The organism is Pseudomonas capeferrum (assembly GCF_000731675.1).
Classification (GTDB): Bacteria; Pseudomonadota; Gammaproteobacteria; order Pseudomonadales; family Pseudomonadaceae; genus Aquipseudomonas; species Aquipseudomonas capeferrum.
In genome coordinates this window covers 688,536-707,530 of sequence record NZ_JMIT01000002.1, presented here as the reverse complement: position 1 = coordinate 707,530, position 18,995 = coordinate 688,536, and the positions used below count along the sequence as shown (strand labels likewise).

The 18,995-nt window shown below is 64.3% G+C and carries 15 protein-coding genes; 9 read left to right on the top strand and 6 right to left on the bottom strand.

Translation table 11 applies throughout. The annotated features are described in order from the left end of the window. Positions 1 to 98: 98 nt before the first annotated feature. The 4 genes from PC358_RS15730 (at position 99) to tadA (ending at position 3,812) form a co-directional block, all read left to right on the top strand. Positions 99 to 686 (top strand): TetR/AcrR family transcriptional regulator, encoded by a 588-nt coding sequence (locus PC358_RS15730; RefSeq protein WP_033701004.1) that lies wholly within the window; start codon positions 99 to 101, stop codon positions 684 to 686. Positions 687 to 771: 85 nt separating this feature from the next. Continuing rightward, positions 772 to 1,833, top strand: a complete 1,062-nt coding sequence (locus PC358_RS15725; protein WP_050506131.1) for an NAD(P)/FAD-dependent oxidoreductase — start codon at positions 772 to 774, stop codon at positions 1,831 to 1,833. A gap of 117 nt (positions 1,834 to 1,950) precedes the next feature. Beyond that, the gene (locus PC358_RS15720; protein WP_033701003.1) at positions 1,951 to 3,333 is read left to right on the top strand and encodes a multicopper oxidase family protein; all 1,383 of its coding nucleotides are present in this window, start codon (positions 1,951 to 1,953) and stop codon (positions 3,331 to 3,333) included. Then, positions 3,333 to 3,812 (top strand): tRNA adenosine(34) deaminase TadA, encoded by a 480-nt coding sequence (gene tadA, locus PC358_RS15715; RefSeq protein WP_033701001.1) that lies wholly within the window; start codon positions 3,333 to 3,335, stop codon positions 3,810 to 3,812. Before PC358_RS15720 ends, tadA begins: the two co-directional genes overlap by 1 nt. A gap of 139 nt (positions 3,813 to 3,951) precedes the next feature. Here the strand turns inward: tadA and mltF are convergent, their stop codons facing one another. After that, complete coding sequence (mltF, locus tag PC358_RS15710) at positions 3,952 to 5,409, bottom strand: membrane-bound lytic murein transglycosylase MltF (protein ID WP_033701000.1); 1,458 nt, start codon at positions 5,407 to 5,409, stop codon at positions 3,952 to 3,954. A gap of 255 nt (positions 5,410 to 5,664) precedes the next feature. Between mltF and purL the strand changes: the two genes are divergently transcribed. Beyond that, complete coding sequence (purL, locus tag PC358_RS15705; RefSeq protein ID WP_033700999.1) at positions 5,665 to 9,564, top strand: phosphoribosylformylglycinamidine synthase; 3,900 nt, start codon at positions 5,665 to 5,667, stop codon at positions 9,562 to 9,564. A 3-nt stretch (positions 9,565 to 9,567) separates the two neighbouring features. Then, positions 9,568 to 9,879 carry a YqfO family protein gene (locus tag PC358_RS15700; RefSeq protein ID WP_033700996.1) on the top strand — a complete coding sequence of 104 codons (312 nt, stop codon included), beginning with the start codon at positions 9,568 to 9,570 and terminating at the stop codon, positions 9,877 to 9,879. A 74-nt stretch (positions 9,880 to 9,953) separates the two neighbouring features. Here the strand turns inward: PC358_RS15700 and PC358_RS15695 are convergent, their stop codons facing one another. From PC358_RS15695 to tatA, 4 genes are all read right to left on the bottom strand, one after another. Then, positions 9,954 to 12,011 (bottom strand): HET-C-related protein, encoded by a 2,058-nt coding sequence (locus tag PC358_RS15695; protein ID WP_050506130.1) that lies wholly within the window; start codon positions 12,009 to 12,011, stop codon positions 9,954 to 9,956. A gap of 99 nt (positions 12,012 to 12,110) precedes the next feature. After that, entirely contained in the window at positions 12,111 to 12,854 is a 744-nt protein-coding gene (gene tatC, locus PC358_RS15690) for a twin-arginine translocase subunit TatC (RefSeq protein WP_033700995.1), read from the bottom strand. Beyond that, positions 12,851 to 13,141, bottom strand: a complete 291-nt coding sequence (gene tatB / locus PC358_RS15685; RefSeq protein WP_033700994.1) for a Sec-independent protein translocase protein TatB — start codon at positions 13,139 to 13,141, stop codon at positions 12,851 to 12,853. Before tatB ends, tatC begins: the two co-directional genes overlap by 4 nt. Then, positions 13,141 to 13,374: a twin-arginine translocase TatA/TatE family subunit gene (gene tatA / locus PC358_RS15680; RefSeq protein WP_033700993.1), complete on the bottom strand. Its 234-nt coding sequence runs from the start codon at positions 13,372 to 13,374 to the stop codon at positions 13,141 to 13,143. The genes tatB and tatA overlap by 1 nt, the downstream gene beginning before the upstream one ends. Before the next feature lie 146 nt (positions 13,375 to 13,520). Between tatA and gspK the strand changes: the two genes are divergently transcribed. Beyond that, positions 13,521 to 14,486 (top strand): type II secretion system minor pseudopilin GspK, encoded by a 966-nt coding sequence (gene gspK / locus PC358_RS15675; protein WP_033700992.1) that lies wholly within the window; start codon positions 13,521 to 13,523, stop codon positions 14,484 to 14,486. 139 nt (positions 14,487 to 14,625) lie between these two features. Here gspK and PC358_RS15670 read toward each other — a convergent pair whose 3' ends face one another. After that, the gene (locus tag PC358_RS15670; protein WP_033700991.1) at positions 14,626 to 16,701 is read right to left on the bottom strand and encodes a PhoX family protein; all 2,076 of its coding nucleotides are present in this window, start codon (positions 16,699 to 16,701) and stop codon (positions 14,626 to 14,628) included. A 224-nt stretch (positions 16,702 to 16,925) separates the two neighbouring features. On the opposite strand from PC358_RS15670, the gene PC358_RS15665 reads away from it, so the two are divergent. Then, positions 16,926 to 18,566 (top strand): bifunctional UDP-sugar hydrolase/5'-nucleotidase, encoded by a 1,641-nt coding sequence (locus PC358_RS15665; protein ID WP_033700990.1) that lies wholly within the window; start codon positions 16,926 to 16,928, stop codon positions 18,564 to 18,566. Beyond that, the gene (locus PC358_RS15660) at positions 18,563 to 18,988 is read left to right on the top strand and encodes a pilus assembly protein PilZ (protein ID WP_033700989.1); all 426 of its coding nucleotides are present in this window, start codon (positions 18,563 to 18,565) and stop codon (positions 18,986 to 18,988) included. The genes PC358_RS15665 and PC358_RS15660 overlap by 4 nt, the downstream gene beginning before the upstream one ends. Positions 18,989 to 18,995: the final 7 nt, after the last annotated feature.

The window sequence follows — 18,995 nt, the reverse complement described above, 5'->3', positions numbered from 1 at the left end:
CCCGCATTGCTGCGGGCTTTTTCGTTATTGACGGGCAGGTTGTCAGCGCCTGGCGCGTTGGCGAAAATACATGCAGTTTGTATGTAAAGGAGAGAGTGATGGTCCGTCGCACGCGCGCCGAAATGGAAGAAACCCGCGCCACGTTGTTGTCCACTGCGCGCCAGGTGTTCAGCGAGCATGGCTATGCGGGTACCTCGATGGATGAGCTGACCGCCAGGGCGGGCCTGACGCGGGGTGCGCTCTATCACCACTTCGGCGACAAGAAGGGCCTGTTGGCGGCAGTGGTGGAGCAGATCGATGGTGAGGTCGACGCGCGACTGAACAGCATCTCCGAGAATGCCGGCGATGCCTGGGAGGGCTTGCGACAGCGTTGCCGTGCCTACCTCGAAATGGCACTGGAACCCGATATCCAGCGCATTGTGCTGCGTGATGCCCGGGCAGTGCTGGGGGGCGCCTCGCAGGAATCGCATCTGCACTGCCTGGCAACGATGCAACGGCTGGTTCAGAACCTGATCGAGCAAGGCGTGCTGGCTCCGGCCGAGCCGCGGGCGCTGGCCTCACTGATTTATGGCGGCCTGGCCGAAGCCGCGTGCTGGATTGCCCAAAGCGAGGAGGGCGACGCACGCCTGACGCAAAGCCTTGCCGCACTTGAGCTGTTGCTGCGCGGGTTGCTGGCCAGGCCCTGAGCGGCTCTGGGTACGATTGTTCACAGACGCTCAGGCTGTAATTGCGCACACTGCGCTTCTTCGGCTTTGCGCAAGGACAATCGCAATGGCAGGCAACATTCCTCATGTAGTGGTGGTGGGCGGCGGTATCCTCGGCGCGTCCGTCGCCTGGCACCTGGCGCGGCGTGGTGCTGCGGTCACTGTGCTCGAGCGCGAGCGGGGCGTTGCGCGGGGTGTCACCGGGCACTCCTATGGTTGGGTGGGCACGGGCAGCCGCCTGCCGTCTGCAGACCCGGCATGCTTTGCCCTGGAACAGCGTGCGCTGGCACAGTTCCCCCGCCTGACGCAGGCACTCGGCCCACTGCCGGTGGCGGCGCAAGGTGGCTTGATATGGCTCGACAGCGAGGAGCAGACCCTTGCCATGCTCGCCGAGCAGCAGGCGGCCGGGGTTTCGATGGCCGCAGTGGGGCGTGAGCGCATCCGCCAGCTCGAGCCTGGCCTGGTGCAGCCACCCGGCATGGCTATCTGGGCTCCGGACGATTTCGCGGTCGAACCTGATGTGCTGGCCCAGCACTTGTTGACGGCAGCGCAGGCTGAAGGCGCTCGGGTACTTGAGGCGCGCGAGGTACTGGCGCTGCAAGTGCAGGGTGCGCGCATTACCGGTGTACGTACCGGTCTGGGCATCGTGCATGCGGATGTCGTCGTGCTGGCCAATGCCATGGGGGCTCAGCGCCTGGCCCGTCAACTGGGGCAGGAACTGCCTATCCATGAAGCCCCCGCGGTGTTGCTGCGCTTCGGTGCCGCGCAGGTGCCGCTGCGCCATCTGCTGTATGGGCAGGGGCTGGAAGTGCGGCCAGGGCTGGGCGGCGGTTTGCTGTCGGCAGACGATTTCCCTGGTGAAGAGGGTATGGCCGAACTGGGTCGCGAAAGCCTGCAGGCGGTTGCCAGCCTGTTCCAGCCGGAGTGCGAACTGTCGCTGCAATCGATACGGGCGGTGTACCGGCCCAAAACCGACAGCGGCCTGCCACTGCGTACGTTCCTTGACGGGTGCGAAGGGCTGTACGTCATGGTCGCTCACCCGGGCGTGATACTGGCGCCAGCACTGGGCTACGAGGCTTGTGAAGACATTCTCAAGGGGCAGGTCCATGGCGATGCATATGCCTGCTGAACACCCGCTGCGACAAGACTTCACTTAATATTTCGCAAATGCAGGTGTATCGTATTCGCCCTTCATTGCCAGCCCTGCTGGCAGCTGGCTTGCGCAATAAACGAGGTACCCGCACCGATGTCCTTCACCCGTCGACAAATGCTCAAGGGCCTCACCGGCCTGGTTGTGGTAGGCCTGGGCGCCGGAGGCGCGGCGCGGTACTGGCTGGGCAAGGTCGAGGACGAGAATGCCGGGCACGACTACGAACTGATCGCCGCGCCCCTGGAAGTGGAGCTGGTGCCGGGCTTCAAGACCGAGGCCTGGGCCTTTGGCCCGTCGGCGCCGGGCACCGAATTGCGGGTACGCCAGGGTACCTGGCTGCGGGTGCGTTTCATCAACCACCTGCCGGTCGAAACCACCATCCACTGGCACGGCATCCGCCTGCCGCTGGAAATGGACGGCGTGCCCTATGTGTCGCAACTGCCGGTCAAGCCTGGCGAGTACTTCGACTACAAGTTCCGCGTGCCGGATGCCGGCAGCTACTGGTACCACCCGCATGTCAGTAGCTCCGAAGAGCTTGGCCGCGGACTGGTCGGGCCACTGATCGTCGAGGAGCGCGAGCCTACCGGGTTTCTGCACGAGCGCACCCTGAGCCTGAAAAACTGGCACGTGGACGAGCAAGGCGCCTGGCTGCCGTTCAGCATCCCCCGCGAGGCCGCGCGCAACGGCACTGCCGGGCGGCTGATCACCATCAACGGCCAGCCCGATTCGGTGACCGAGTTGCCCGCCGGCCAAGTGGTGCGCTTGCGCCTGCTCAACCTGGACAACACCTGGACCTACCGCCTGAACCTCAAGGGCAACTGCGAGGCCAGGATCTACGCGCTCGACGGCAACCCGGTCACCCCGCGCCCACTGGACGACGATTACTGGCTGGGGCCAGGCATGCGTATCTGCCTGGCGATTCGCATTCCTGAGGCGGGTGAGGAAATCTCCCTGCGCGACGGTTTCGTGCGCCTGGGCACCTTGCGTTCGGTGGCCAGCAACGACGCCCCCAGCGACTGGCCGCCAGCCTTGCCGCCGAACCCGGTGGCCGAGCCGGACCTGGAGAATGCCGAAAAGCTCAACTTCAATTTTGAATGGGTCGGCAAGGTCTCGGTCAACACCGAGAACGGCAGGCCGCCGAGCCTGTGGCAGATCAACGGCCAGGCCTGGGACATCACCGACAAGACCTGCGCCGACCGTCCCATCGCGACGCTGCAGAAGGGCAAGAGCTACATCTTCGAGCTGAAGAACATGACCCAGTACCAGCACCCGATCCACCTGCACGGCATGAGCTTCAAGGTGATCGCTTCCAACCGCCGTGAGATCGTCGAACCGTGGTTCACCGATACCTACCTGCTGGGCAAGAACGAGCGCGCCCAGGTCGCGCTGGTGGCGGATAACCCAGGCACCTGGATGTTCCACTGCCACGTCATCGACCACATGGAAACCGGCCTGATGGCCGCGATCACGGTGGTCTGATGCGCCCGCAAATCATCGATCGCAGCCGCGATCAGGAATTCATGCGCCTGGCCCTGACACTGGCCGCCGAAGGGGCGGCGATGGGTGAGGTGCCGGTGGGGGCGGTGCTGGTGCAGCATGGCCAGGTGATCGGGCAGGGCTTCAACCGGCCGATCGTCGACAGTGACCCCAGCGCCCATGCCGAAATGGTCGCCATTCGGGCAGCCGCCAAGTCAGCGAGCAATTATCGGCTGCCGGGCAGCACGCTGTATGTGACCTTGGAGCCCTGCAGCATGTGCGCGGGGTTGATCGTGCATTCGCGGGTAGCGCGGGTGGTGTACGGGGCGCTGGAGCCCAAGGCGGGGATCGTGCAGAGCCAGGGGCAGTTCTTTGGCCAGGGCTTCCTCAATCATCGGGTGATGGTAGAGGGTGGGGTGCTGGCCGAGGAGTGCGGGGCGATCTTGAGCGAGTTTTTCAAGGCTCGGCGGGCCTTGCGCTAGTCAGTGCGGGCCTCTTCGCGGGGCAAGCCCGCTCCCACAGATTCCCACATTTCTCAAGGACTGTGGGGTGCCTGTGGGAGCGGGCTTGCCCCGCTAAGAGGCCGGTGCAGGAGATCGACAGTGGCCAGGCCGGCAACAGTCACATCGGCGGCGACTGCTCCGCCGGCTTGTCCTTGTTGACCCCGGGCACATGCAAGTTGCCTTCGGCCATCTGGCCCTCGAGCTGCGGCTGGGTCACCCAGGTGAGGATGTCGTAGTAGCGGCGGATGTTGGCCACGAAGTGCACCGGCTCGCCGCCACGGGCATAACCGTACTTGGTCTTGCTGTACCACTGCTTCTGCGCCAGACGCGGCAGCATCTTCTTCACATCCAGCCACTTGTTCGGGTTGAGCTTCTCACGCTTGGCCAGGGTGCGGGCGTCTTCCAGGTGGCCGCTGCCGACGTTGTAGGCGGCCAGCGCGAACCAGGTGCGGTCGGGTTCCTGAATGCTGTCGTCGAGCTGCTGCTTGATCAGCATGAAGTACTTGGCACCGCCCTGGATGCTCTGCTTCGGGTCCAGGCGGTTGGATACGCCCATGGCCTGCGCCGTGCGCTGGGTGAGCATCATCAGGCCGCGCACGCCGGTCTTGGACGTGACTTCCGGCTGCCACATGGATTCCTGGTAGCCGATGGCCGCCAGCAGGCGCCAGTCGACCTGCTCGACCTTGGCGTAGCTCTTGAAGTGCTTCTCGTACTTGGGCAGGCGCTGCTGCAGGTGCTGGGCGAAGGTGTAGGCGCCGACATAGCCGAGTACATCGACATGGCCGTAGTAGCGGTCTTTGAGGCGCTGCAGGGTGCCGTTCTTCTGGGCCTTGTCGAGGAACTCGTTGACCTCGTTGAGCAGGCTGTTGTCTTCACCGGCCGCCACGGCCCAGCGCTGATCGCGGGTATCGCCCAGGTCGAAGGCGACCCGTACGTTGGGGAAATACACCTGGTTCATCGCCAGTTCGTTGGAGTCGACCAGGGTCAGGTCGATCTGGCCTTCATCGACCATGCGCAGCAGGTCGACCACCTCGACGGCGTCGGATTCTTCGTATTCCAGGCCTGGGTACTGTTTTTTCAGCTCGGCCAGCTGGTCGGCATGGCTGCTGCCTTTGAGCACCATGATCTTCTTGCCGACCAGGCCCTTGGCCTCTGTGGGGCGGGAGCGGCCGTTGCGATAGATGACCTGTGGAGTGACTTCCAGGTAGGGATGAGAGAATTTTGCCTGGGCCTTGCGCCGCTCGCTGCTGACCAGGCCGGCGGCGGCCAGCACCGGGCCGGAGGGCTTGCCCAGTTCGTCGAACACTTGATCAAGGTTGTCGGCGGTCTCGATCTGCAGCTTTACGCCGAGATCGTCGGCGAAATGCTTGACCAGCTCGTATTCGAAGCCGGTTTCGCCGTTGCGGTCCTGGAAATAGGTGGCCGGGCTGTTGCGGGTGATGACGCGCAGCACGCCATCCTCCTTCACGCGCTCTAGGGTGCTGGGTTTTTCAACACAGGCACCGAGCATCAGAAAGAGTCCGGTTGCGAGAAGCCATTTGGCGCAACGCTGGCGCAGAGCAGTATGGGCGAACATAGCTTGCAGTATACGCAAAGGACGAGGGCCGCCATATCTCGACAACGGTTAGCTTGTCTGGTAGCGCGTTGTGTGCTTCGGCGGGCTTGGCTGAGGATTGTGGCGCCAAACCCTCAGCAAACACGTGATTTTTTTTGACCCCGAAGTCCGGTTCCACCGCCCGGCAGCATTGCCCTCTGGCGGGTGCCTAAAGCCGCGGAATTAGGCTAGAATGCACGGCCTCTAAGCACACCCCTTCCTGAGGCTGTCCCGACGATGTTGATCCTGCGCGGCGCTCCTGCCCTTTCTGCCTTTCGCCACGGTAAATTACTCGAGCAACTGAGCCAGAAAGTCCCCGCTGTTACTGGTTTGTATGCCGAATTCGCCCACTTCGCCGATGTCGATGGCGAGCTGACCGCCGACCAGCAGCAGGTGCTGGGCCGTCTGCTCAAGTACGGCCCGAGCGTGCCGGTACAGGAGCCGACCGGCCGCCTGTTCCTGGTCGTGCCGCGCCTGGGCACCATTTCGCCCTGGGCCAGCAAGGCCAGCGACATCGCCCACAACTGCGGCCTGCAGTCGATCCAGCGCCTCGAGCGCGGCATCGCCTACTACGTAGCCGGCAACCTGAGCGAGGCCGACGCACAGGCCGTCGCCGCCGAGCTGCACGACCGCATGACCCAGCGCGTGCTGGCCCAGCTGGAGCAGGCTTCCGACCTGTTCAGCCACGCCCAGCCCAAGCCGATGACCTCGGTCGATATCCTCGCCGGTGGCCGCGATGCGCTGGCCAAGGCCAACGTCGACTTGGGCCTGGCCCTGGCCGAAGACGAGATCGACTACCTGGTCAACGCCTTCCAGGGGCTCAAGCGCAACCCGAACGACATCGAACTGATGATGTTCGCCCAGGCCAACTCCGAGCACTGCCGCCACAAGATCTTCAACGCCAGTTGGGACATCGACGGCCAGGCGCAGGAAAAAAGCCTGTTTGGCATGATCAAGAACACCTACCAGATGCACAGCGAAGGCGTGCTGTCTGCGTACAAGGACAACGCCTCGGTGATCGTCGGCAACGTTGCCGGCCGTTTCTTCCCGAACCCTGAAACCCGCCAGTACGGCGCGGTGCAGGAGCCGGTGCACATCCTGATGAAGGTCGAGACGCACAACCACCCGACCGCCATCGCGCCGTTCTCCGGTGCCTCCACCGGCTCCGGCGGCGAAATCCGCGACGAAGGCGCCACCGGCCGTGGCGCCAAGCCCAAGGCTGGCCTGACCGGCTTCACCGTGTCCAACCTGCGCATCCCGGGCTTCGAGCAGCCATGGGAGCAGGCGTACGGCAAGCCTGAGCGCATCGTCGACGCCCTCGACATCATGGTCGAAGGCCCACTGGGTGGCGCTGCGTTCAACAACGAATTCGGTCGCCCGGCCCTGACCGGTTACTTCCGTACCTTCGAGCAGGCGATCAACACCCCCCACGGCGAAGAAGTGCGCGGCTACCACAAGCCGATCATGCTCGCCGGCGGCATGGGCAACATCCGTGAAGAGCACGTGCAGAAGGCCGAGATCACCGTCGGCGCCAAGCTGATCGTGCTCGGCGGCCCGGCCATGCTGATTGGTCTGGGTGGCGGTGCGGCTTCGTCGGTCGCCACCGGCGCCAGCTCCGCCGACCTGGACTTCGCCTCGGTACAGCGCGAAAACCCGGAAATGGAGCGCCGTTGCCAAGAGGTCATCGACCGCTGCTGGCAGCTGGGTGACAAGAACCCGATCGCCTTCATCCACGACGTCGGCGCGGGTGGTATTTCCAACGCCTTCCCTGAGCTGGTCAACGACGGTGGCCGTGGTGGCCGCTTCGAACTGCGCAACGTGCCCAACGACGAGCCGGGCATGGCCCCGCACGAAATCTGGAGCAACGAATCGCAGGAGCGTTACGTGCTGGCCGTCAGCGCCGTCGACTTCGACCGCTTCCAGGCCATCTGTGAGCGCGAGCGTTGCCCGTTCGCCGTGGTCGGCGAGGCGACTGAAGAGCCGCACCTGACCGTGACCGACAGCCACTTCGCCAACACCCCGGTAGACATGCCGCTGGACGTGTTGCTGGGCAAGCCGCCGCGCATGCACCGCTCGGTCACCCGCGAAGCCGAGCTTGGCGATGAGTTCGACCCAAGCACCCTGTCGCTGGCCGATTCCGTCGAGCGCGTGCTGCACCACCCAGCGGTGGCCAGCAAGAGCTTCCTGATCACCATCGGCGACCGCACCATCACTGGCCTGGTAGCCCGTGACCAGATGGTTGGCCCATGGCAGGTGCCGGTGGCCGACTGCGCCGTTACCGCGACCAGCTTCGACGTCTACACCGGTGAAGCCATGGCCATGGGTGAGCGCACCCCGCTGGCCCTGCTTGACGCCCCGGCGTCCGGCCGCATGGCCATCGGCGAAACCCTGACCAACCTGGCGGCCTCGCAGATCGAAAAACTGTCCGACATCAAACTGTCGGCCAACTGGATGTCCGCCGCCGGCCACCCCGGTGAAGATGCCCGTCTGTACGACACGGTCAAGGCCGTGGGCATGGAGCTGTGCCCTGAGCTGGGTATCACCATCCCGGTCGGTAAAGACTCGATGTCGATGAAGACCAAGTGGAGCGAAGACGGTGTCGAGAAGAGCGTGACCTCGCCGATGTCGCTGATCATCACTGGCTTCGCCCCGGTCACCGACATCCGTAAAACCCTGACCCCGCAACTGCGCATGGACAAGGGCGAAACCGACCTGGTCCTGATCGACCTGGGCCGCGGCCAGAACCGCATGGGCGCCTCGATCCTGGCGCAGACCCACGGCAAGTTGGCCAGTGCCGCACCGGACGTCGACGATGCCGAAGACCTCAAGGCCTTCTTCGCCGTGATCCAGGGCCTCAACGCCGATGGCCACCTGTTGGCCTACCACGACCGTTCCGACGGTGGCCTGATGACCACCGTGCTGGAAATGGCCTTCGCCGGCCATTGCGGCCTCGACCTGGAGCTGGACACGCTGACCAGCAAGCCGGAAAAAGCCGCCGCCATCCTCTTCAACGAAGAGCTGGGTGCGGTAATCCAGGTTCGCCAGGATGCCACGCCAGACGTACTGGCTCAGTTCAGCGCCGCTGGCCTGGGTGAAGACTGCGTTGCGGTGATCGGCCAGCCGATCAACAACAGCGAAGTCGTCGTGCGTCTGAACGGCGAGGCGCTGTTCAAGGGTGACCGTCGCCTGCTGCAACGCCAGTGGGCCGAGACCAGCTACCAGGTTCAGCGCCTGCGTGACAACGCCGAATGCGCCGACCAGGAATTCGACGCGCTGCTCGAAGAAGACAACCCGGGCCTGTCGGTCAAGCTGGGCTTTGACGTCAACGATGACATCGCTGCGCCGTACATCAAGAAGGGCGTGCGCCCGCAAGTGGCGATCCTGCGTGAGCAGGGCGTCAACGGCCAGGTCGAGATGGCTGCCGCTTTCGACCGCGCCGGCTTCGCCGCCATCGACGTGCACATGAGCGACATCCTGGCTGGCCGTGTCGACTTCGAAGCCTTCAAGGGCTTGGTTGCCTGCGGTGGTTTCTCGTACGGCGACGTGCTGGGTGCCGGTGAAGGCTGGGCCAAGTCGGCGCTGTTCAACGCCCGTGCCCGCGATGCCTTCCAGGCCTTCTTCGAGCGTACCGACAGCTTCGCCCTGGGCGTGTGCAACGGTTGCCAGATGATGTCCAACCTGCACGAGCTGATCCCTGGCACCGAGTTCTGGCCGCACTTCGTGCGTAACCGCTCGGAGCAGTTCGAAGCCCGTGTGGCCATGGTCGAGGTGCAGAAGTCCAACTCGATCTTCTTGCAGGGCATGGCCGGTTCGCGCATGCCGATCGCCATCGCCCACGGCGAAGGCCATGCCGAGTTCGCCAACGAAGCGGCGCTGCTGGAAGCCGACGTGTCCGGTTGCGTGGCCCTGCGCTACGTCGACAACCACGGCAAGGTCACCGAAACCTACCCGGCTAACCCGAACGGTTCGCCGCGTGGCATCACCGGCCTGACCAGCCGCGACGGCCGCGTGACCATCATGATGCCGCACCCGGAGCGTATGTTCCGCGCCGTGCAGAACTCCTGGCGCCCGGATGAGTGGCAGGAAGATGCCGCGCTGATGCGTATGTTCCGCAACGCGCGGGTGTGGGTGAACTAAGGCGTGTACAAGCTCGCCTTCTTCGTCCCGGCCAGCCATGTCGAGGTGGTCAAGGCCGCTGTGTTTGCCGCTGGCGGCGGCCGCATCGGTGACTATGACCACTGCGCCTGGCAAACCCTGGGCCAAGGCCAGTTTCGCCCGTTGGATGGCAGCCAGCCATTTCTCGGGCAAGCCGGGCAGGTCGAGGTGGTGGAAGAGTGGAAGGTGGAGCTGGTGGTAGCCGACGACCTGATTACCCAGGTCGTCGCCGCGCTCAAGCAAAGTCACCCTTATCAGACGCCTGCCTACGAAGTCTGGCCATTGGCTGCCTTCTGAGCAGTCACGTGGCAGGATGTGCTGCAATGAAAAGGCCCGGCAGGCAACTGCCGGGCCTTTTCATTGGGATTGCGTTAGAGGGGGAACGCAATACTGAGCGTTTCGTAGTAATGCTGCAGGGCATAGTTGTCGTCGTTACCGAGCTTTTTCAAGCGATCGAGTGACGCTTGCATTTCTTGCTGGCGACGCTGTATCAGGCGGGTAGGGTTACAGGCTTCTTCGATTTTTTCGGGGTTGGCGGCGGCCCAGTCTCTGGCCATTTTCTCGTACCAGGTATTGTCACCCGGGTGGCTGAAGTAGCTGCTGGCCAGATAGGCGGGTTGGCGCTGGGCATTACCCTCCCATGCCTCTTTCATCGCTCTTGCTACCCGCTCGACGGCATCTTGCGCCAGCAACGCTGCCAGCTCGTGAAGGGGGTGGGTAGCGTGGTCCTTGGCCAGCTGCGAGTGCGAAACGATGGCCTCACTGTCGGTATTCGGGTCGCTGTTGAAGGCGGTCTGCAGGGGGCCGATGCTGTCGCCTGCCCATGTCGCCAGCTTCTGCATGAGCCAGTTCTTTGCAAAGTTGACCGAATTCAGTGGCAGGTCCCGGGCCCACCGGACACCTTGTACTAGGCGCAACAGCGGGTTGCGCGCGGCGATGTCACGTTGGCGCAGGGTCAATTCATAGGCCTCTTTCATCTCGGGATAATCGCTACCCTCAAGCAAGATCGACAACGCTTGTTCATTGTCGCTGCGCTCCCCCGCCTCGATCGGCCTGAAGGCAAGGGAATTGGTCGGGAAGAGGATCCTGGCCAACGGCTCGGCCACACTGCCGATGACGTCCAAGCCGCTGAACCGGCCGGTTACCACGGGGCACGGGTGTTTTGCCCCGATAAGGTCGGTGGACCACGCGGCAACATCGGCATGGCCAATCTTGCGCAAGCACAGTTCGACGTAGTTGGAGTGGGCGAACAAGTCCTCGAGCACATGCAGTGCTTCACCGAGGTTGCGCATGCCGGTGGCTGTCTTCCCTTCGGCTTTTGCAGCGTCGAGCTTTTTGCTCATATAGCGCAGTGAAGTCTTGAAATACATCATTACCGAATACTTGGGGTGCGGCACATTGAGCGGATTATCGCGCCGCACCAGTGCTTCGAACTCGGGGTCAATGGTGCGAGGGTCGATCGGCGCTTCGTCGAGGTTAATGGGGTTGTCGATGTGCTCCGAGGGCCGGTACACCCCAAGCAAGGCAGGCGTGACGGTATAGGCCTCGCGGCCTTGCGGGGTGTTCTGCAAGGCGTGGAATTTTTTCAACGCGAGAAAATCCACCAGCTTGGTCAGTGTCTGTCGGGTGAACATGGCCGGGAATTTCGCTTCTGCACCCGGCGCGCGGACGATCTTGGGGTCGATCAGTTGTGAATGATCACGCAGCCAGTTGCCAAAGTAGATTGCCTGGCACTGCTCAGCAGTAAAGCCCACGCGGGTCAGGGCCACCTTTTCGATGGTCTCGTGCGCATGCGTTGCGTCGCCATGGTCTTCTGTTTCGGCAGCGAAGCGCTTGTGTCGGGTGCCCCTTTCCGGTTCGTCGGGTGCTGCTTCAAGGGCCGGCAAGGTCAACTGGATCGGGCCGTCGTAGGCGGCGCTGGTGTAATGGGCAAAACTCACGCCGTCGCCGGGGATCTGGTCGAAGTACGTCAGCATGGCGGCGTAGTGAGTCGCCAACCCTTCGGGCGCCTCCAGCAGCACGGCAGCGGTGTCAGCTTGAGTGCTATCGGCCAGGTCATTGCGCAACAGATTATCGATGTGCAAGGCGAATGCTTCGATCAGCGCGATCAGCAGGGTGGGTGTTGTTTCCGGTTGCGCGAGGGCTTTTTCGATCGCCCCCGTGTCCACATCGATCACCCGGCGCTGGTAGTCGTAGACCGCCACCGACTCGCCCTGGTCGACCATGTTAAACGCTGGGTTGGTCACGGTGTCGTCGGCCAGCGCAGCCCTCAATGCTTCCAGGCGTGCAACGGGGATGTTCGCGTCGAATACCGGTAACAGTACCTGGGAGAACAGCAACTCATTCGAAGCGCGGGCAAATCTTTTCAATTGCTCCAGCGCGTAAGTGCTCTGGAAGCTCGGCGTGAAGTGGGTGTCGTTTGTGCTCATGGCCATTCTCGTTGTTGTCGGAAATGGCCATGGTGCATCGCTGTTATTCAGGCGAGCAGCGGGAAGTGACTCCGGGGCCGCGGGGCATCAGCGCCTCGCTCAGGGGTGGGCAGCGGGCTTGTGCAATGCCCCGCACGCCAACAACCCCACCTCGAACAGCACCCACATCGGCACCGCCAGCATCGTCTGCGAAAACACGTCCGGCGGCGTCAGAATCATCCCCACCACAAAACAGCCGACAATCACGTAGGGCCTGCTGCGCCTGAGCGTTGCCACATCCGCCAGCCCCACCCAGACCACGATGAAGGTTGCCACCGGGATCTCGAAGGCCAGCCCGAACGCCAGGAACAGCGCCATGATGAAGTCCAGGTACTGGCTGATGTCGGTCATCATCGCCACGCCATCGGGCGTCACGCTGGCGAAAAAGCCGAACATCATCGGGAACACCAGAAAGAACGCAAACGCCATGCCGGCATAGAACAGCAAAATGCTCGACACCAGCAGCGGCAGGGCAATGCGCCGTTCGCGGCGGTACAGGCCCGGCGCCAGAAATCCCCACGCCTGGTGCAGCAACAGCGGCATGGCGACGAACAGCGCGCACATTGCGGCTAGCTTGAAAGGGGTCAGAAAGGGTGAGGTGACACTGGTCGCGATCATGCTGGCGCCCTCCGGCAGGAAGCGACGCAGCGGTTCGGAGATCAGCGTGTAGAGGGGCTGGGCGAAGGGGAACAGCGCGGCGAACACCAGCGCGACCACTGCCAGGCAGCGCACCAGGCGCTTGCGCAGCTCGCGCAGGTGTTCGGTCAGCGGCATCGCTGCCGCAGGGTCCACGGCGAGGCTCATGAGGCATTCTCCCTGGGCACAGGGACGGTTGCCGGGTCATTGGCCGGTTGTGCGGCAAGGCTGATGCCCTGGCGCATTTCCTGTTCAAGGCGCTGCAGGGGCTCGCTGTCGAAGTTGGGCAACTCGATCTCCCGTTCCATCTGTGCGCGCAGGCCCTGCATGGCCCTGCGTGCCTGGCCCAGGCCGCGCCCGAGCGTACGTGCCGCAACCGGCAGCCGCTCGGGCCCGAGCACCAGCAGTGCGACGATGCCAACCAGCAGCAACTCGCTGAAGCCTACCTCGAACATCAGGCCTGACGGTCCGTTTGCGACTGCGCCGTAGCCTGGCCGGCCAGCGGTGCCTGCTGCTGCACCTGAGCCGGGCCGGATGGGTTGGCTTCGTTGTCACCGCCCATGGACTTGCGAAACCCTTGTATGGCCTCGCCAACATCGCTGCCCAAGCCCTTGAGGCGCTTGGTACCAAACAGCAGGAATACGATCATCAGTACGATCACCAGTTGCCAGATGCCAATGCCACCCATTGCGACCACTCCTGTAAGGCCATGAAAAGGAAGGGTAATCCTGCCTCGCGTAGATGACGCGAACATGACGGAAGGGCGATTGCCATCTACCTGCAACAACTGGCGTGTTGACTGGCGCTTTTACGGGCCATGAGAGGCGCACGCGGATGGGCGGCAGACGACAGCAGGGCGCGGCCCTGCTGATGGTAATGGTGGTGTTGGCGATGCTCGCGGCAGGTATGGCCTGGCTGGTGGAGGATGGCCGGCGCCAGGTCGATGAAGTGCGCCTGTTGCACCAGCGGGTGCAGGTGCGGGCGATGGAACAGGCCGGCCTGGCCTATGCCGAGCAGGCGCTGCGCGACCCGGCCTGGCGGCTTAGCCCGTTGTTCTGGCAGGCGTTGCGTGGGCAGCCGCTGAACTACGACTTTGGCGCAGGCCAGGCGCAATTACGGGTACGCGACCAGCACGCCTGCTTCAACGTCAACGCTTTGCTCGGTGCCGACGGTGAACGTGCCGAGCGCCAGTTGCGCCGCCTGCTGGGCGATGACATGGCGGCCGAGCGCCTGGTCGACGGCCTGGCCGACTGGCTCGACAGTGACAGCGATGCGCGTTTGCAGGGGGCCGAGAGTGCCCAGTACCTGCGCCAGCAACCCCCACGCCTGGCAGCCAATCAAGCGATGCTCGACACCAGCGAGCTGAACCTGCTGCTGGAGCCGGACGCCACGCGCCAGCGCCGCTACCCGATGCTGTGCGCCCTGCCGCAGACCACGGGCTGGCGTTTGAACGCCAATGCCCTGGGGTTGGAGCATCTGCCGTTGCTCGATGCCCTGTATGAGGGGCGGTATCCGCGTTCGCTGCTCAGCCGCATCGTCAGTGGCCGGCCGGCGTCAGGCTATGTGGATGCGGCGGCGCTGCGCCAGGCGTTGGGGGCGGTGGATGACGAGACGTTCGAACGGTTGAGCGAAGGGTTGCTGCTCAACAGTGGGCACTTTGTGTTGCAGCTGTCGTTCGAGGAAGATGGGCGGGTGATGCGCAGCGCGTTTCAGGTCGAGGCGCTGGGGGTGGTGCAGTGGCACGCACGCGTGCCGGCGCAGCAGGTGCGGGTGCGTAGCCGGGAGCCGATACTCTGGTGAACCTTGGCGGCCTCTTCGCGGGCAAGCCCGCTCCCTCAGGTACCCCACTGGTTTCAAGAGCAGTGGGGTACCTGTAGGAGCGGGCTTGCCCGCGAAAGGGCCGGTACAGCCGGCGCAAGGCTGACTGACCAGCTCCCGGTCAGGCGGTGCCGATCTCCCCGCCATCATCACGCTGAATCACCACCGTCGAAGCCCGCGGCCTTACCGTAGCGCCTGCCGGGGTAGCATCGGTAGCCTTGTCGGTATACGGCCAGTTCTCCGGATGCTGGATGTTCACGAACATCGATTTGTTGTCCGGGCTGAAGGCAATCCCCGTCACCTCGCAGCCGTTCGGCCCAACGAAGAAACGCCGCAGGTCCACCTGGTTCTGCGCGTTGACTGGCACCTGTTTGCCCGTGGCATCCACCAGGTCCGTCGGGATCACCGCCAGCAACTGGTCGTTGGTGTAATCGGTCAGGGTGCTCTCACCGTTGTCGGTCTCGAACCACAACACGCCACGGCTATCGAAACTCATGCCATCGGGGCTGGCGAACTGGTTCAGCTCGGTCAGCCCGGAGCGGTTGATGTCGGCGGTGCCGGCAGCGTTGGCGCCAAACACGAAAATGTCCCAGGTGAAGCTCAGCTGATCGTCGCTGTCGTGCCAGCGGATGATGTGGCCGTGACGGTTCGGGCCACGCGGGTTGGCGGCGTCGACTTTTTCCGGGGTGCGCGCGCTGTTGTTGGTCAGGGTCAGGTAGACATCGCCATTGAGCGGGTTGACTGTGGTCCATTCCGGGCGGTCCATCGGGGTCGCGCCCACGGCATCGCCCGCACCGCGAGTGTTGAGGATGATACCCGGCAGGTCACCGTACAGCGCGCCAAGGGTGCTGCCGCCGGTGGTGGCAGTGGCCACGTCGAGCAGCAGCCACACGCCTGTGCCGTCGGCATTGAAGCGGGCCACGTAGAGCTTGCCCTGGTCCATGTACTTGGCCCCGGTGGCCAGGCGGTCGGCTGGGCTTGCGTCGGCGGCGTCCCACACGGCGGTGGAGACGAACTTGTACAGGTACTCGTTGTTCGAGTCGTCGCCCATGTACCACACCAGCGGCTTGCCGGCCACCGGCAGGCCCGGGCAGCAGCCTTCGTGACGGAAGCGCCCCAGCGCCGTCCGCTTAGTCGCCAGGGTGGCGCTGTTGTACGGGTCGATTTCGACGATGTAGCCGTAGGTGCTGGCTTCGTTGCGGTAGTCGTCGGTGGCGCTGGCGCCTTTGACGGTGACGTCGAAACGGGTGAATTCGTCGGCCACTTCGGTGCTGTCACCGGCAGCGCTTTCCCATTTGTACTGGCCGCTGGAGGTGCCCACGCCGATGCGGCGCTGGTCTTCGGGGCGGGTGCCCTTGTTGACGAAGATGCCCGGCCAGTTCTCTTCACAGGTCAGGTAGGTGCCCCATGGGGTGTAGCCGTTGCCGCAGTTGTTGTTGGTGCCGCGGCAGTGGGTGCCGGCGCTGGAGTACTTGGTCTTGACGTGGTCGGTGCCGCGCAGCGGGCCAGTGATTTCCATGCGCGAGGCGGTGGTGAAGCGGCGGTTCAGCGGGTCGTTGTCGACCACCTGCCAGCGCCCGCTGACCTTCTGCAGGCGCACCACGCCAGCGCCGTGGGCGTTGATCTCTTTGCGGATCTCTTCGGCCGGGCGCTTGCCGTTGGCATCTAGGGTGGGGCCAGCCGGGTGCAAGGCGGCAGCATCGATGTACTCGAAGTTGATCGCCAGCAGGCCGTCTTCGGAACTGCCATTGATCGGGAAGAAGTGCATGCCGTCGTGGTGCATGCCCATGGCATTGGCCTGGTCGGCCGAGGTGTTGCTGCCATCGGACTTCCACGGGCTGGCATTGCTGTTCAGCGGAGTGCCCCAGGGCGCCAGCACGTAGGCGCTGTAGCCTGCGGCGACGACACAGGCATCGGTGCGCGAACCTGGGATGGACTGGAAGCCCAGTGCCAATTTCGGGACTTCCGGTTCGGTAACAGGTGGCTCCGTCACCGGTGGCTCGGTGACAGGATCATCGTGATCGGAACCACCACCGTCGAAGCAGCCTGTCAGGCCGGTACCGGCGATCATGGCGATGGCGGCGCCCAGGCTGCCACGCATGATGCTGCGGCGGCTGAGGTAGGCGTCCATGACGTTGGCCATCGGCATATTGCCGCTGTGGTTCCGGTCCAGGTTGTCGCCGGTATCTCGACTCATCAGGGTGTCCTTATGTTTGGCTGAGTTGAAGGAAACCGCGACTTTAGAGCGCAAGTGTGATGATTCCTTGGCAGAAATGTTAACGACTGCTTAAAACTGTCGGTTCTTAGATATGTGTCCGACAGATCAATTTGGAATTGCTGTCGGATTTCTGCCATCAAACTGTCATGCGAACGCCGCAACATCCGGGCCCAACGTGAACGTGGATAAGGATGGCGGGTTCGATGGCAAGCAGTGTTAACAGGCGCGAAGTGATCAGTTGGATGGGTGTCGGTGCCTTGGCACCGTTGCTCGGCGCCTGTTCCGCCTTGCCGGGGCCGCGCGGTGGCAATGCCCGCCTGGACTTGCTCTATGTCGCCGACACCCTCGATGCCCGCCAACCCGGCCGGGCTGTGGTCCCGGCGACGCGCCTGGGGCCGGTCAGCCACCTCGGGCGTGCGCCGTGGATGACCGGTGCCAGCGCCAGCATCGCGTTTCCGCAGCTGGCGCCACTGCTCGATGCCGGCCGGGCCGACGAGGCCAACCTGGGTGGCTATGCCGTACTCGGCGCATTGCTGGAGCAACTGCGTGGCGAGGCCGGTGCAGGCAACAGCCTGACCCTGGAGAACGGCCAAGGCTGGAATGGCAGCGGCCTGGCCTACCTGACCCAGGGTGAAAGTGGCGTGCAAGGCAGCCAACTGCTGGGCAGCGAAGCGCGGGTCAGCAGTGACGAGCGCGTGCTCTGGCCACAACGCAGCGCAGCACTCTACCGCCAGGCGTCTGCCACTACGCTTGGCGCCGGGCTCGCTGACGAACAACGCCAGGCCCTTGGGCTCGAACCCCTGCAGCTGTTCGAACGGGGCGGCGCGCGCATTGCCGTGGTCGGTGTCACCGACCCTTACGCGCAAGACCAGAAAGCCTCCCTCAAACAGTGGTATCAGGCCTTGCTGCCGGTTTTCCAACAGGCCCGGCGCGAGGCCGACCTGGTGGTGGCCCTGGCCGATGTCGGTACCGGGCCGGGGCTGTGGCTGGCTGAACGGCTGCCGGCCATCGACCTGTTGCTGTGCGCGCGTGGCCAGGACCTGTGGCCAACACCGGTGCAGGCCACCCAGGCCAGCGGTCGCCGCGTGCCGGTGCTGTTCGCCGGCTGCCGGGGCAGCGGTGCGTTTCGCTTGCGCTGCCAGCAGGTGGCGGGGCAATGGCAGTTCGAGGGGCGCTTCTTCCCGACGTTCGAACAGACGCTTTCACCGGCAGCGCAGGTGCGTGCCGGGCAATTGCAGGCGCAGTTGAACCAACAGCGCGCCGGCCACGCGGCGTGGCTCGATCAACCGCTGGCCCGCGCGCCCCAGGCGCTGTGGCGGCGCGACACCCGTGGCGGCAGCTGGGACCGCCTGCTGCATCAGGCTTTGGCCGATGACGGCAGCCTGCCGGTGTTGCTGCCGGGCCTGCGTTACGACTGCCCGTTGGCGGCAGGTACAGCGATTACCCGTGAGCACCTGATCAGCCTGACCGGCGGTTACCCGGCCCCGGTGGTCGAGGCTCCGGCCCGGCAGGTCGAGCAAGTGCTGGAAAATGCCGCGGAACAGCTGTTTGGCGACCCGTTGCTGCTGGACAACAGCCAGGACCTGCCGCGCTGGCAGGGCCAGGCCTGGCAAGTCAGCTACAGCCCCCAGGGCAAACGCATCAGCGGCCTGCAGCCGAGCGAGGGGTTGTGCCGCACGTTTGGCCTGCAGTTCGCGTCGCAGGCCGGCGAGCCGCTCTGGCAGCGGGTAGAGGCCTGGCTGGCACGGCAGGCGCCTGACTGGCAACTGACAGCGCTGCAATGGCCCGAAGTGCGCTATGTGCAGGGCCACCCAGGCTGGCACCCCCGGCAGATGGCTTCGTGAGCTTCGCTTCGCGGCTGATCACTGGTGGCTGCCTGACCCTGGCCGGCTGGCTCGCTGCACAGTGCGTGTTGCAACTGGGCCGCCAGCCACAACCGGCCAGCCGCTCGCCGGCCACCGAGACGCAACTGCCGGGGTTGATGGTCGGCCACTGGCAGGCACACGTTGACGACGGCGCGATCGTCATCACCCGTTTGCCCTTGCACTACCTCGGTGGCCTCAAGGCCCAGCCGTTGTCGGCCAGCGTGGTGGTGCTGCGCTACGAACAACAGGTGCGCACCCTGGCCCGCGGCCAGCGCCTGGCACCGGGGATCGTGCTGCAGGACATCGACAGCGATGGCCTGATTTTCAATAACCAGGGGCGGCGTGAACGCCTGCCCTGGCCGCCACGCCCCGCCGTGACCGGCCTCAAGCGGCAAGGATGAACGATGC

What these genes read in the sequence shown, in the direction of transcription:
- PC358_RS15730 (WP_033701004.1), top strand. Translation starts at nt 99, where the DNA reads ATGGTCCGTCGCACGCGCGCCGAAATGGAAGAAACCCGCGCCACGTTG.
- PC358_RS15720 (WP_033701003.1), top strand. Translation starts at nt 1,951, where the DNA reads ATGTCCTTCACCCGTCGACAAATGCTCAAGGGCCTCACCGGCCTGGTT.
- purL (WP_033700999.1), top strand. Translation starts at nt 5,665, where the DNA reads ATGTTGATCCTGCGCGGCGCTCCTGCCCTTTCTGCCTTTCGCCACGGT.
- mltF (WP_033701000.1), bottom strand. Translation starts at nt 5,409, where the DNA reads ATGTTCGCCCATACTGCTCTGCGCCAGCGTTGCGCCAAATGGCTTCTC.
- tatA (WP_033700993.1), bottom strand. Translation starts at nt 13,374, where the DNA reads ATGGGTGGCATTGGCATCTGGCAACTGGTGATCGTACTGATGATCGTA.
- PC358_RS15665 (WP_033700990.1), top strand. Translation starts at nt 16,926, where the DNA reads ATGGCAAGCAGTGTTAACAGGCGCGAAGTGATCAGTTGGATGGGTGTC.
- gspK (WP_033700992.1), top strand. Translation starts at nt 13,521, where the DNA reads ATGGGCGGCAGACGACAGCAGGGCGCGGCCCTGCTGATGGTAATGGTG.
- tadA (WP_033701001.1), top strand. Translation starts at nt 3,333, where the DNA reads ATGCGCCCGCAAATCATCGATCGCAGCCGCGATCAGGAATTCATGCGC.
- tatC (WP_033700995.1), bottom strand. Translation starts at nt 12,854, where the DNA reads ATGAGCCTCGCCGTGGACCCTGCGGCAGCGATGCCGCTGACCGAACAC.
- PC358_RS15695 (WP_050506130.1), bottom strand. Translation starts at nt 12,011, where the DNA reads ATGAGCACAAACGACACCCACTTCACGCCGAGCTTCCAGAGCACTTAC.
- PC358_RS15670 (WP_033700991.1), bottom strand. Translation starts at nt 16,701, where the DNA reads ATGAGTCGAGATACCGGCGACAACCTGGACCGGAACCACAGCGGCAAT.
- PC358_RS15725 (WP_050506131.1), top strand. Translation starts at nt 772, where the DNA reads ATGGCAGGCAACATTCCTCATGTAGTGGTGGTGGGCGGCGGTATCCTC.
- tatB (WP_033700994.1), bottom strand. Translation starts at nt 13,141, where the DNA reads ATGTTCGAGGTAGGCTTCAGCGAGTTGCTGCTGGTTGGCATCGTCGCA.